General features: G+C 44.8%; 10 protein-coding genes. 7 read left to right on the top strand and 3 right to left on the bottom strand.

The window, feature by feature from the left end; all coding sequences use genetic code 11:
• Positions 1-169 precede the first annotated feature (169 nt).
• Positions 170-1,099, bottom strand: a complete 930-nt coding sequence (locus MSHOH_RS05630) for a TolB-like translocation protein (RefSeq protein WP_239451243.1) — start codon at positions 1,097-1,099, stop codon at positions 170-172.
• Between the two features lie 1,083 nt (positions 1,100-2,182).
• On the opposite strand from MSHOH_RS05630, the gene MSHOH_RS25945 reads away from it, so the two are divergent.
• The 7 genes from MSHOH_RS25945 to MSHOH_RS05605 all read left to right on the top strand — a co-directional run bounded on the left by MSHOH_RS25945 (position 2,183) and on the right by MSHOH_RS05605 (position 9,994).
• Positions 2,183-2,329, top strand: a complete 147-nt coding sequence (locus MSHOH_RS25945; RefSeq protein WP_269848986.1) for a hypothetical protein — start codon at positions 2,183-2,185, stop codon at positions 2,327-2,329.
• Positions 2,304-4,511, top strand: a complete 2,208-nt coding sequence (locus tag MSHOH_RS05625) for a type I restriction-modification system subunit M (protein WP_394297761.1) — start codon at positions 2,304-2,306, stop codon at positions 4,509-4,511. Before MSHOH_RS25945 ends, MSHOH_RS05625 begins: the two co-directional genes overlap by 26 nt.
• Before the next feature lie 117 nt (positions 4,512-4,628).
• Positions 4,629-5,480 carry a KilA-N domain-containing protein gene (locus MSHOH_RS05620; RefSeq protein ID WP_048138022.1) on the top strand — a complete coding sequence of 284 codons (852 nt, stop codon included), beginning with the start codon at positions 4,629-4,631 and terminating at the stop codon, positions 5,478-5,480.
• Positions 5,477-6,154, top strand: a complete 678-nt coding sequence (locus MSHOH_RS05615) for a restriction endonuclease subunit S (RefSeq protein WP_048138020.1) — start codon at positions 5,477-5,479, stop codon at positions 6,152-6,154. The genes MSHOH_RS05620 and MSHOH_RS05615 overlap by 4 nt, the downstream gene beginning before the upstream one ends.
• Positions 6,151-8,565, top strand: a complete 2,415-nt coding sequence (locus MSHOH_RS05610) for a type I restriction endonuclease subunit R (protein ID WP_239451241.1) — start codon at positions 6,151-6,153, stop codon at positions 8,563-8,565. Before MSHOH_RS05615 ends, MSHOH_RS05610 begins: the two co-directional genes overlap by 4 nt.
• A 65-nt stretch (positions 8,566-8,630) precedes the next feature.
• Positions 8,631-9,278, top strand: coding sequence for a hypothetical protein (locus MSHOH_RS25035; protein ID WP_239451240.1), 648 nt, complete (start codon positions 8,631-8,633; stop codon positions 9,276-9,278).
• Positions 9,278-9,994 carry a M48 family metallopeptidase gene (locus MSHOH_RS05605; protein WP_048138019.1) on the top strand — a complete coding sequence of 239 codons (717 nt, stop codon included), beginning with the start codon at positions 9,278-9,280 and terminating at the stop codon, positions 9,992-9,994. The genes MSHOH_RS25035 and MSHOH_RS05605 overlap by 1 nt, the downstream gene beginning before the upstream one ends.
• A 76-nt stretch (positions 9,995-10,070) precedes the next feature.
• Here the strand turns inward: MSHOH_RS05605 and MSHOH_RS21985 are convergent, their stop codons facing one another.
• Both MSHOH_RS21985 and MSHOH_RS05595 read right to left on the bottom strand, forming a co-directional pair.
• On the bottom strand, positions 10,071-13,310 hold the full coding sequence (locus MSHOH_RS21985; RefSeq protein ID WP_052730735.1) for an MEDS domain-containing protein: 3,240 nt from the start codon (positions 13,308-13,310) through the stop codon (positions 10,071-10,073).
• 531 nt (positions 13,311-13,841) lie between these two features.
• Positions 13,842-14,306, bottom strand: a complete 465-nt coding sequence (locus MSHOH_RS05595) for a PAS domain-containing protein (RefSeq protein WP_048138017.1) — start codon at positions 14,304-14,306, stop codon at positions 13,842-13,844.
• Positions 14,307-14,443 lie beyond the last annotated feature (137 nt).

The following is a 14,443-nucleotide window of genomic DNA, read 5'->3' as shown; positions in this document are numbered from 1 at the left end:
ACTGGTCGAAATTTAGTTAGAGTTTCCAGCAGATAGTCATTGAGATTTCAAGAGGTGATGCAGTCACCAAAGTCCCAGAGCCAGGAAGCAGGAGCAGAGACATTGTTGATGCCAGTAAATAACACAACTAAAGGTGAAGTTCCGAAAGTCGCGTTGGCAGTAAATGAAGCTACTGACGGAGAGTATTTGTTGCAGAGAGGTCAATTATATAGATACCATTGTCAATAGCATCATCACTATACCTGTTGTCTATTCCCCATACAACAGTGTCATCGTACACATCCGGTGTCGTAAGTATATTTATTTCATAATCGAACACCTGAGTGCTTTGTGCTGTAGAGATATTATATACATACACACCTGCACTGCCCAGACAGTCACTACTGGCTTTTGCGTATACGATTTTGTCACCGTATATATTGGTATGAGCACCGGTGTCACTACCGCTCTCTGAGCCGTCATCGCAAATACCAGTATCGTTAGTAACAGCTGTAACTTTCTTAGTGACGATATCATACATAGCAATGTACCCCAGCCTTGTGTAGGTATCCGACCATATTACTGTGTTGCCGTATATGTGCGGGTTATTAAGATCACCGGAATATGGCACCTGTGTGGTTTCTCCGGTTATAATATCATACACAAAGATACTTCTCCAATCGCCACTGTCGTAAGCAGCATATGTTATTCTGGTGTCGTAAATATCCGGATTCTCGCCATATGCTATTCTGGTCTGTGTTGAAGTCGAGATATCGCGCATGTACACGTTATAATTGTAGTTTGTTTCGTTGTAATTTGCACTCCACACAATTCTATTGCCGTAAATGGCAGGAATGCTGTAGCTGTCTACATCTTTTGTAATATAAGACCTTGCAGCAGTCTCAATATCATATACAGCAAGCCTTGGTGTCCCATTACTCTCATCATGCCACACTAATTTGTTACCATAAATAGCTGGATATGACGCTGCAGAAGAGTTAACCATGGTATCTGTTTTAGTTGTCAGGTCATAAACGTGGATAACCCCCCTATCTGTCCAGGCTACTTTACTACCATAAATAGCAGGATCGGATCCGTTGCCAATTCTCGTCACCTGCACGGACGATGCTGCTGAGACAAAAATTAGAAACACAAAAACTAAAGCTGTTGAAGCTAAAGCTATCGAATATAACTTCCCCCTATTTTCCATTTGTTTACCCCACATAGCTTTTGTCTTTCAAAGATAACGTACATCTTATAGTACCTGTTTTCATAGTATCTGTTTTTATATTACCTGTTTTTGTAGTACCTATTTAGTTACTTACTTTATTATATAATTTACGATTAATAATACCATATTTCTTTAAATGTAAATTATATTTATTATTAATTGCACATCATATAAATAACCAGATTATGCCCTCAATATATTATTCTGCAATCAAGATTCCTTCTGATTTTTGCTACTTACTGGCCTTGATTCAAAACTGGAGCAGTTGGAAAAAGAGATATGTAAAACTGTGAAAAATATCAAAAACGACTTTTATGTATTATCTTCACTGTGGTAAAGGAACTCATTTAAAGAAAAATTAGAAATAGAGAATTAGAGAAGGAAGCTGAGGAAAATAGGAAGAACCGAAAAATAGGGAGAAATTGAGAATAGGAAAAGTTAAGAAAACATAAGCTGAACAGATAACAAGGCACGTGAAGTGCAAATCAGGCTATTTCTATTACCTTCTTTTTCGGCGCTTTAAATGCTTCTTTTGCCCTTGATTCAGTAAGACCGGCTCCCATTGCGATTTTTAAAGCGGTTTCATCGGTGATCAGGTTCTCGGGAGTGTGGAAATTTTAGAATAAGCAACAAAAGATATGTAAACCATAAATACTCTGGGGAAATGAACAAATTTATTACTTTTAACTGTCATCGTTGGTTAGTTACTATAATTAAGAAGATGAAATGCATGAACCAAAACGGAAAACACATTTCGGCCTGCATATGGGACTCAGAAGATGAGGAATACGATATCAACTTTGTCCCGAACTACTTAGAATTTGTAAACAATATATTCAATCCGGAAAAGTTCGATTTCGTGTCCAGCCGATCATCCTGGAGTAGACATTCATTGGGGGCATGAAATGGCTCTAAAAAAAATCCGAACTTTATTCTTCCCTCTGGTCCAGCTGCGATGAACTACGCGGTGGAATGGATGCCAGCCAGTATAAGGACTACGTACTCTCCCTATTGTTTATCAAATATCAGCGACAAGTACGCTGGCACTCCTTTTGCACCCATCATCGTTCCTCAGGGTGCGAGCTTCAAGGATATGGTTGCACTCAAAGGCAAACCTGACATTGGCGATCAGATCAACAAAAAAATAATCGGCCCGCTGGTCAATGAAAACAAGCTGTCCGATATGCCGGACTTCAATGACTCTACCAGGCTCGGCAGCGGTAAGGAACAGGTGGACAGGCTTACCAACCTCATCGCTATTTTCGAAAACCCTGCCCTTGATTTCTCGAAGAACCGGGCCGAAGGTGACGACATTCTGGGTGATGCTTACGAATATCTGATGCGTCACTTCGCAACTGAGAGCGGGAAAAGCAAAGGTCAGTTCTATACCCCTGCCGAGGTCAGTCGGTTTATAGCACAGATACTTGGAATTCGCTATGCCAATACTACAAGCTCCACCACAGCCTACGATCCTACATGTGGTTCCGGTTCACTGCTTTTGAAGGTCGCAGACGAGGCAAAAACCAAGATAACCCTGTACGGTCAGGAAAAAGATGCAACCACATCCGGTCTCGCCCGCATGAATATGATCCTGCACAACAACCCTGAGGCTCTTATCGTTCAGGGGAATACTCTTACAGATCCCAAATTCAAAGATGGGGAAACACTCAAGACCTTTGATTATGTCGTTGTCAATCCTCCTTTCAGCGACAAGAGATGGAGTACGGGCCTCGACCCACTTCACGATCTATACGAGCGTTTCAAGCCCTTTGGGGTTCCGCCTGCAAAGCAGGGAGATTACGCTTATCTGTTGCACATAGTCCGCTCGCTAAAGAGTACAGGCAAAGGAGCCTGCATCCTGCCACACGGTGTTCTTTTCCGCGGCAATTCCGAAGCCGAGATCCGCCGTGCTCTCGTGCGTAAAGGGTACATCAAGGGTATTATCGGCCTGCCAGCCAACCTTTTCTACGGTACCGGTATCCCTGCATGTATTATTGTTATTGATAAGGAAGAGGCTCAAAACCGCAAAGGCATTTTTATGATCGATGCCAGCGCGGGTTTCATGAAGGACGGACCCAAGAACCGCCTCCGTGCTCAGGATATCCACAAGATAGTGGACGTTTTCACAAGGCAGGCAGAGGTCCCGAAATATTCGCGAATGGTCAGTTTTGAGGAGATCGAAAAGAACGAGTTCAACCTCAACCTACCTCGCTACATCGACAGCCAGCAGGCTGAAGACCTTCAGGATATTGAGGGACATCTGCACGGAGGAATCCCGTGTGCTGATATTGACGCCCTTGAACGTTACTGGAATGTCTGTCCGCAGCTTCGGCAAACCCTTTTCAAAGAGAGACGCCCAGGCTACCTGGAGCTTGCCGTTGACAAGGCAGATATCAAATCCACCATCTACGAGCACCCCGAGTTTGCAGCTTTTACCGCCGGCATGAACGCACATTTCGCTGCCTGGCGTGAGACTACTTCTGCTATGCTTTGGCAGTTACAGCCTGGCTTCCACCCTAAGGAAATCATAGATGGGCTTTCCGAAAACCTGCTCGCCCATTATGCAGATAAGCCGCTCATCAACCAGTATGATATTTATCAGCACCTGATGGACTACTGGACTGAGACTATGCAGGACGACTGCTATCTAATAGCGGACGAGGGGTGGAAAGCCAAAACTTCACGCATTATCGAGAGGGACAAGAAAGGAAAAGAGAAGGACAAGGGTTGGACCTGCGACCTCGTACCCAAGTCCCTTATCGTTGCCCGTTACTTCGTCAAAGAGCAGGAAGCTATCGAGAAGCTCGCTTCCGAGCTGGAAAGCGTTACTTCCAGCATGACCGAGCTGGAAGAGGAACAGGGCGGCGAAGAAGGTGCGTTCTCGGAACTTGATAAGGTGAATAAGGCTAATGTCAGCTCCCGTCTGAAGGATATAAAAGGTGACAGGGAAGCAAAGGACGAAGCTGCTGTACTTAACGACTGGTTAAAACTCGCCAATCAAGAAGCAGATCTGAAGAAACACCTCAAGGAAGCCGAGTCCCTACTTGATTCAAAAGCCTGTTATTACTACCCCAGGCTCACTGAGGATGATGTCAAAACGCTGGTTGTGGAAGACAAATGGCTCTCTTCACTGGATACAGCCATCCACGGCGAGATGGACCGGATCAGCCAGTCCCTTACCCAGCGTGTGAAGGAGCTTGCCGAACGCTATGAGACCCCGATGCCGCAGATGACCGGCCGCGTGGCTGAGCTGGAAGCAAAAGTAAACCGTCACCTGGAGAGGATGGGGTTTAAATTATGAACGCCGGGAATAAAATTTCGCAGACAATGTCTGCGGAATCTGGGGCAAAGAAATCTGGTAGGGTGGGATTCGACTTATGAGTAGGAGCGGAAGATTTCAGAAAGAAGGTGGTCAATAATGAAAAAGACCAGAAACACCAGCATTGACGTCAGGGGAACCGCTGTCTCCATCGTTTCCCAGGAAGATGCGGACTACATTTGCCTGACAGATATTGCCAGGTACAAAAACCCGGATAATACCGATGACCTCATCCGCAACTGGCTCAGGAACCGAAACACTGTTGAATTCCTTGGTATATGGGAACAGCTCAATAATCCGAATTTTAAACCCGTCGAATTCGACGGGATTAGAATGCAGGCAGGTTTGAATAGCTTTACCCTGACACCAAAACAGTGGGCAGAAAAAACCGGAGCTATAGGCATCATTTCAAAAGCCGGACGCTATGGCGGCACTTACGCCCATAAGGACATAGCATTTGAGTTCGCTTCCTGGATATCCGTCGAGTTCAAGCTCTACCTCATCAAGGAGTTCCAGCGCCTTAAAGAAGATGAAAACCGCCGCCTATCACTTGCGTGGAACCTCAACCGCACCCTTTCCAGACTCAATTACCATATTCACACAGACGCCATCAAGGAACATCTCATTCCTCCGGAAATTACGCCTGCCCAGTCAAGGATTACTTACGCTAATGAAGCTGATGTGCTGAATGTAGCTCTTTTCGGTCAAACAGTGAAGCAGTGGCGTGATGCAAACCCGGAACTAGAAGGCAATATGCGCGACCATGCTACAGTTGAGCAGTTACTGGTGCTTGCCAACATTGAGAGTATGAATGCCGAGTTCATCCACATGGGAGTGGAACAGAGAGAACGCCTCAAGCGCCTCAACAAAATAGCTATCCGCCAGATGAAGACTCTTACCACCCGTCTGGACGCCGCCAACCTTCCCACAGGCAAGGAGGAAGAGAAATGAGCGCAGAATGCAGAGTCGGTGATATCCCTTCCGGTTACAAACAGACTGAGGTAGGGGTAATACCGAAGGATTGGGAAGTGAAATTGCTTGGGAACACAGCAATTCTCAAAGCTCGAATAGGATGGCAGGGCTTGACAACCAATGAATATTTAGAATCTGGAGATTATTATCTTGTCACAGGAACTGAGTTCAAAGATGGTTATATTGACTGGAGCAATTGCCATTACGTTACCGAATCACGTTATAAGCAGGACAAGAACATCCAGTTAAAAGAACATGACATTCTTGTGACTAAAGATGGCACCATTGGAAAAGTAGCACTGATTAATAATCTGCATAAACCAGCGACTCTGAACAGCGGAATTTTCGTGATTCGATCAACTGAGAATGCTTTTCATCCCGAGTTTTTCTATTATCTACTCTGCTCGAATATCTTCACGGAATTCCTAGTTCAGCTCAGCGCGGGATCGACAATTAACCATCTCTATCAGAAGGATTTCGTTAACTTCACCTACAAAACGCCAGCTACAATCAAAGAACAAATCTCCATTGCTACCACCCTCTCAGACATGGATTCAGAAATAACCGCACTAGAAGAAAGGCTTGCCAAGGCTCGACAGATCAAGCAGAGTATGTTGCAGGAACTGCTTACAGGGAGGATTAGATTGGTATGAACATTGGAAAACCCGAACGAGCCACCCAGGACCGAATAATCTCTCTTTTTCATGACGAGCTTGGCTACAACTATCTCGGGAACTGGATTGACCGTGAAGGTAACAGCAACATAGAAAAAGGACTGCTTGAAGCCTACCTGACAAAAAGCGGCTACACCCCCACTCAGATCGGCGTTGCTCTCTACAAGTTGGATATTGAAGCGAACAACCATAGCCGCAGCCTCTACAACAACAATCAAGTAGTCTATAGCCTGCTGCGCTACGGCGTCCCTGTAAAAACCGAAGCTGGCAAGGTTACAGATAGCGTCCAGCTCATAAACTGGCAGGAACCGGAGAAGAATGATTTTGCCATAGCCGAGGAAGTAACCCTCAGGGGCAACCGTGAGCGCCGTCCCGACGTCGTGCTCTATGTAAACGGCATCGCAGTCGGCGTGCTTGAACTGAAGAATAGCCGTGCAACCATAGAAGACGGAATCCGCCAGAGCCTGTCCAACCAGAAGCCTGAATTCAACGAACGGTTCTTCAGCACCGTGCAGTTCATCTTTGCAGGCAATGATTCCGAAGGCTTGAAGTACGGCACTATCGGCACGCAGGAGAAGTATTTCCTCACGTGGAAGGAAGACGAAGAAGATAACAGCCGCTTCAAGCTTGACAAATACCTCCTCAGGATGTGCAACAAAAACCGATTCATAGAGCTGATGCATGATTTCGTTCTCTTTGACGGCGGCATAAAAAAGCTCCCCCGCTTTCACCAGTACTTCGCTATCAAAGCAGCACAGAAACACGTCCGGCAGCACAGGGGAGGGATTATCTGGCACACACAGGGCAGCGGTAAAAGCATTGTCATGGTGCTCCTTGCCAAATGGATCCTGGAAAACAACCCCAACGCTCGTGTGGTTATCGTCACCGACCGCGATGAGCTGGACAAACAGATAGAAGGCATATTCACGGATGCAGGGGAGGCTATCAAACGCACCACCAGCGGCCGCGAATTGATGAACCATCTAGGACAGGCTAAACCGCGCCTCCTTTGCTCCCTTGTCCATAAATTCGGACGCAAGGGCGTTGACAACTTCGATGCATTCATAAAGGATCTGGAATCCCGGCCCAGCAAAACCGTAGGCGAGGTTTTTGTCTTCGTGGACGAATGCCACAGAACCCAGAGTGGTAAATTGCACAGGGCTATGAAGGCAATTATGCCGAATGCAGTCTTTATAGGTTTTACCGGCACGCCGCTTCTCAAAAAAGATAAACAGACAAGCCTTGAAGTCTTCGGCGGCTATATCCACACCTACAAATTCAGCGAGGCGGTAGAGGACAAAGTGGTCCTCGACCTTGTCTATGAAGCACGTGACATCGACCAGCGTCTCGGCTCCAAACAAAAAATCGATGCATGGTTTGAAGCAAAAACAAAAGGACTCAATGACTGGCAGAAAGACGAGCTTAAGAAACACTGGGGCACCATGCAGAAATTGCTCAGTTCACGCTCCCGCATGGACAGGGTAGTAAGCGACATCATCTTTGATTTCAGCGTAAAGCCCCGCCTGTCCGATGAACGCGGGAATGCCATTCTTGTAGCATCAAGCATTTATGAAGCCTGCAAGTACTTCACACTCTTCCAGAAGACACCTTTCAAAGGCAAATGTGCCGTGGTAACCTCTTACAACCCGCAGGCTCAGGATGTAACAAAAGAGGATACGGGCGCAAATACCGAGACAGAAAAAGAGTTCATCTACAACACCTACACGGAACTGCTCAAAGACATAGAAACAAACCCGGGCATGACAAAGACCGAGACCTACGAAGAGAAAGCAAAGTCCCTTTTCACCAGAGAGCCGGCTAACATGAAGCTGCTTATCGTTGTAGACAAGCTCCTCACCGGTTTTGATGCTCCTCCCTGTACCTATCTCTACATAGACAAGTCAATGCAGGACCACGGACTATTCCAAGCTATCTGCCGTACTAACAGGCTGGACGGTGAGGACAAGGTTTTCGGTTATATTGTAGACTACAAAGATTTGTTCAAAAACCTAGTCAACGACAAAGGAACAGGAGCACTTCAGGTCTACTCTTCCGAACTGGATCGCAGCTCTGGCGGTGCCGACCCGGAAGTTTTGATGCAGGACCGCTTAAAAAAGGCAGGGAACGCCTTGACAATGCTCTGGAAACTCTGGCTCTGCTGTGCGAGCCTGTCGAGCCGCCGAAAGACGAACTTAAATACATCCATTATTTCTGCGGTAATACGGAGATTCCAACCGACCTCCAGGAACACGAAACTCAACGTGCTGCACTTTACAAAGCTACTGCTTCACTGGTTCGTGCCTACGCCAACATTGCCAACGAACTGGAATCCGCCGGATACAGCGGTTCGGATATTGCCCGAATCAAGCAACTGCTGGAACATTACCTGAATATCCGTGAGATCGTCCGGAAAGCCAGTGGGGAAAGCCTCGACCTGAAAGCCTACGAGGCAGATATGCGCCATCTCATAGACACTTATATCGAGGCAGCCGAACCCAGAAAAGTCTCATCTTTCGAAGATATGCCGCTTCTGGACCTGATCGTAAAAACAGGGATTGACAAAGCCATTGCAACTCAGCTAAGCGGATTAAAAGGCAACAAGAACGCTGTTGCAGAGACTATCGAGAACAACGTACGTAGCAAGATAATTAAAGAACACCTGAACGATCCAGCCTACTATGAGAAGATGTCAGCTATGCTGGATGAAATTATAGCCGCCAGGAAGGCAAAAGCCATCGAATATGAAGAATACTTAAAAAGGATTGCTGATCTGGTAAAGCAGGTAGAAGCCGGACACGAAGACGATATTTGCGAAGTACTGAAGAAAAGCCCTGCATTAAGGGCCCTCTACAACAACCTGCAAAACCACGGGAAAAGGTTCGAGGACCGGATAGAAGAAAACGGAGAATACATAGTCCCTAACGATCAGGCTCTTGACCTGGCATTGAGGCTCGATGAAACGGTTAAAAGAGTCAGGTCCGATGACTGGCGCGGTGTTGAACCTCGTGAACGTATGATCAAGCAAGCCATGTACGATATCTTACATGACGTTGAAGAGGTAAACCGCATCTTCATTATCGTTAAGGCACAAAAGGAATACTGATGACAACGCAGATCGAACTCGGGGATATCACAGTAGACGTAGTGCTCAAGGATATCAAAAACATTCACCTGAGTGTGTATCCGCCCAATGGCAGAGTCAAAATATCTGCTCCCTTGCGAATGGATATAGATACGATCCGCATATTTGCAATCTCCAGGCTGGGCTGGATCAAAAAGCAACAGAAAAAGTTCAAGGAACAGGAACGTGAAACTCCGCGTGAGTACCTTGACCTTGAAAGCCATTACGTATGGGGAAAACGCTATTTGCTCAAGGTGGTTGAAGTCAATGAAGCACCTTCGGTCGAATTAAAACATAGTAAGATGATCCTGCGCGTGCGTCCAGGAACAGATTATAAAAAGAAGCAGGCTATTGTTGATGCTTGGTATCGTGAGCAGCTAAAGAAAGCTGTGCCACCGTTAATTGCCAGGTGGGAACCACTGCTGGGCGTGAAGGTAGAGCGATTCTTTGTGCAGCGAATGAAAACAAAATGGGGAAGCTGTAACCACAAAGCACGCAACATTAGACTTAATACTGAACTTGCCAAGAAACCAAAAGAATGTCTCGAATATAACATCGTACATGAAATGGCACATTTGCTGGAACCGACGCACAATTCTCGTTTTATCAAGCTAATGGATCAGTTCATGCCGAAATGGCAATTCTTCAGGGATAAACTGAATCAGTTACCGGTCAGCCATGAGAACTGGATTTATTGATACAATTCCTTGAAACTTCGTTTTCAATATCATTTTTTCACTTTCCGCCGCAGATGTCCTTCAATTTCCACAATTTTCAAACACCTGCTTTCATTTTTTCTGTTGCAGTGAACCTTATAGTGAATTCAGTCCCATTGTTCCTTTTCAGGGTAAGCTTTCCATTCAACTGATCTACAAGGGAAACCACCAGTTGAAACCCGAGACTATCAAGATCTTTAGTATCAAGGTTTTCGGGAATGCCTACGCCATTGTCTGAAACGGCAAGAATAAAATTGGCACTCTTACAGCCTTCGCTTTTGCTTTCTTCCATGGGGCTTACAATTTTTCCCGTTTCTTCTCTACGGAGTGTGATCCGGATTTCTCCTTTATCTCTGCCTATAAACGCATGTTTGAGGGAGTTAGAAATAAGTTCGTTAATGATTATCCCCAGCGGAATTGCAGTATCCATATCAAAGAAGAGGTTCTCTTCCATATCTGCGTTTAGGCTGATGTCGATATCTCCAAGTCTGTATGTCAGAAAAAGTTTATCCACGAGTTTCCCAAGATATAGTGAGAAATTCAATACGTCTTCTCCTCCTACTTCATGCAGTTCCTCATGGATCAGTGCAATGGACATTACTCTGTTCTGACTTTCCCTGAAAGCTTCCAGAACTTCCGAATCCTTAATATACTCTTTGTTATTGAACTTTTCAGCCTGTAGATCCAGCAGGGAGGAAATTACCTGAAGGTTATTCTTAATTCTGTGGTGGATTTCCTTTTTGCGAGCAATTTCAATTTTTGCAAGGGCTCTTTCTGCTCTTTTACGTTCGGTAATGTCCAGAACTGCTCCTCTTATTCGAACAGGAGTGTTTTTCTCATTAAAAACAGCTTCTCCCCGGGAGTGGATTATGCGTTCTTCCCCATTAGCTAAAACAATCCGGAAATCAATCGCATAGGGTTTTCCTTTTAAGGCTTCCTTGGTTGCATTATCCACAAAGTCCCTGTCATGGGGGTGTATGCAATTTAAAAATTCATTATAAGGTAGTGATGATCCCTGGGGGTTACATCCGTAAATACGATACATCTCTTCAGACCAGTATTTCTGATTAGTTACAAGATCCCAATCCCAAATTCCTATGTGAGCCATTTTTTGAACTTCAGAGAGCCTTCTCTCATTTTCCAGCAGCGCCTTGTAAGCTTCTTCAAGTTCAGCCGTACGTTCTTTAACTTTTTTTTCCAGTATATCGTATGCTTCTTTGAGGACCTCTTCAGCCTGCTCGCGTTTGGTGATATCGCGTATTATCGAAACCGCATACCTCTTGCCGTTCGCTTGAGTGAAATATCCGGATGCCAGTTCACCGATAAACACAGTTCCGTCTCTTCGCTTATAGGTAGAGCGAGTCAGATCCGGAGACAAAATTTCATATACGGCAGCTTCTGGATGCGGATCATCCATATCAAGTATATGCTTTTGGGTAAGCCCTATCATTTCCTGCTCTGCCCACCCGAACATTTCGGCAGCTGCCGGGTTTACCGAGAGTATATTTCTTTCACCTTCCGGGTCTGTCACGATAATCGCGTCTTTACTGTTTTCAATGACTGCTCGGTAGCGTCTCTCACTCTCCCGCAAAGCCTTTTCGGCACGGGCGCGTTCGATCTCCGTAAAAATACGGTCGCCTACTTCCCGGACAAGCTCGATCTCCGCATCTGTCCAGTGGTGAGGTTTCGAGCTATGTACGGCCAGTACGGACGTGAGCCGTCCGCCCTTTAATCTCGGGACTCCGATTGAGGCACGGATCTTGAGGGCACAATGCTCTGCGACTTCGCTGTCTTTGAAGTTGGCTTTGACGTCGTCCGTCCGCCGAATATGTCCCTGGCGGTAGAGATCGCCGATACCGAAGTCATCCATCGAATACCGACCGACAGTGCTCGGTACCGTGCCATCGGTCCAGTCGGCCCAGACATTACTATACTTACCGGTCGGGTCAATCTCACAATAAACGACTCCGCTGGCGTTCATGTATCGGCCTAATAGCTCAGAAGCAATTGCCGTAATCCGCTCTGCGTCGGCGAGTTCGCGGATGCGGCCGCCAAGCTCGAGGAGAAAATCCTTCCGGCTCTCTTTTTCCCTGAGCGCCTCCTCTGCCCTCGCCTGTTCCGTTTCCGCCTTTTTCCTCTGCAGAACCTGTATTACTGCCGGTGCGATAGCTTCGAGGTCCTCCTGTTGCTCGCAGCTATAGCCGTCTTCACGGTTTGCGACCGCAAGCACACCAATTGTTTTCCCGTCCTGGATAAGGGGCACGCCAAGAAATGAAATGAGTGAGGGATGACCGGGTGGTAAGCCAATGCTGCAGGGATGCGACTGCGGATCATTAGTAAAAAAGCCTTTCCCACTGTTAACGACATGGCCATACAGGCCATGCAGGACAAAATTTCCCGGAGGGCGGAGGTATCCGGTTTCGTCGCTCATGAGACACTGGTCCCGTTTCATCTCTCTGATTGCAATATCGTGTAACAACCCGTCGGCTCCCATTTCGCCAACGAAACCAAGCTGGCTGTCAGTCAATTCCATGACTACAGATAGACATTCATTTCCCAGTTCTTCTGTTTTAGCCTTCACCACACTGCCGAATATCCTGTTGATTCCGTCCAGAATACTGTTACATCTGCGTATCCTGTGTTCTTCTTGTTTGCGTTCGTTGATATCACGGGCGACATGAATAGCAGCCGTTTCTTCAGCTTTTTTCCGCCCGAAATTATCTATTCTCTCCCATTTGCCTTCCCTTTTGATCAAAGAAAATTGGTGGCCGGAAGTTACTTCAATAATCCTGGCTGCGTTGTATTTGTCGACAGAGTATGAACCCAGAGCTACCATCCGGTAGTTACCTATAGTATCATCCATTTTTCTCATATAATCAATGAAATCATTCCAATCCTTTTTTTCCAGCCAGGAAAAGTTTTCGCTTAACCTCAGCCCTCCAAAACCACTTTCCAGGGCATGATTGAGCTTTTCAATCCAGCTATTTGAAATTCTCTGAGAACTAAAACCGCCCTCTTTCACATACCAATCATTGTAAGGGGTAATTTCGATTTGTCCTTTTTTCAGATAAGCGTCAAGATCAGGAACAGCCGTTCTCAGGACTCCTTTTGCTTCTTCAGCACCGAGAGGTTCTGAAGTGACCCAAATGCAAAATTCGTTATTTTCCAGCCCTGCTTTAAAATAAGGGACAAGTATCTCTATCAAATCTTCTTTTGCATCATAAAATTGACAGAAATGCGTTCCCCAGGTCACGTCCCCAATAATATCAATACCAGAACTTCGTCGACTTTCTATCATTCCACATCTCTCCGACCTTTAAAGGTATGGAAACAAAGAATTTATCGTCTGCAGACTTTTCTCCAGGCTTTTGACTCATTGCCCTGGCAGAAATTCCTTACCGCCTTCGAGAACTCGGTTTATTATTAAAATAATAACCATTCTAATAATTTTCAAAAACTGCTTAAAATATTAAATTATTATATTACTTATTAAATATAATACACAACGAAATTTCATATTATAATATTCTTTGTTCATAAGAATTACAGCTAATAATTTTATTTAACGAATAATATGTTTTTAATTTAATATAGACCGTGAAATAAAAATAAACTCAATTTTATCCTATCTTTTCCCATTCAAACTTATTATAAAAATTCAGATTAACGACAAATATTATTATAAAAAAGGAACTCATTTTTGAGTATTATGACTTATAACTCTTTATTTCCACGCCCTAATCCAACAAAAATTCCAGCCGCTAATTAATATTATCAAGAACTAGGAATATAAATCGAAGTTTGATGATTTCGCAATACTCTTCAGACTTTAAGTTTTCTCCTTTGCTTTCTTATGTTCAGTAATATCTTGAATTGCCCCTCCGATTCTAACAGGAGTATTTTTCTCATCAAAAATGGCTTTTCCCAGCGAGTGAACTATGCGTTCTTCTCCATTAGCTAAAACAATCCGGAAATCAATCGCATAGGGTTTTCCTTTTAAGGCTTCCTTAGTGACATTATCCACAAAGTCCCTGTCAGCGGGATGTACATAATTTAAAAATTCATTGTAGGGTGGTGCTAATTCCTGAGGATTGCATCCGTAAATACGATACATCTCTTCAGACCAGTATTTTTCATTAGTTATAAGGTCCCAATCCCAAATTCCAATATGAGCCATTTTTTGAGCTTCAGAGAGCTCTTTCTTATTTTCCATTAATGCCTTATAAACTTCTTCAAGTTCAGTTGGATGTGATTTAACTTTCTCCTCTAAGCTGTCATACGCTTTCGTTGTCATTTCTTTTCAGACTCCTTTTCTTTGGCAGCACGTGCCTGCCTTCAGCGATCGCACGAAATGATTAATATTTTTATTATTATATAATTTCATGTGTTTTCATATAATAGAAAACTTAATTGTGTTCAGTTAAATTAATT

The sequence above is a fragment of the Methanosarcina horonobensis HB-1 = JCM 15518 genome (assembly GCF_000970285.1).
Classification (GTDB): domain Archaea; phylum Halobacteriota; class Methanosarcinia; order Methanosarcinales; family Methanosarcinaceae; genus Methanosarcina; species Methanosarcina horonobensis.
The sequence above is the reverse complement of the archived record's forward strand: the minus strand, read 5'-3'. Positions and strand labels throughout refer to the sequence as shown.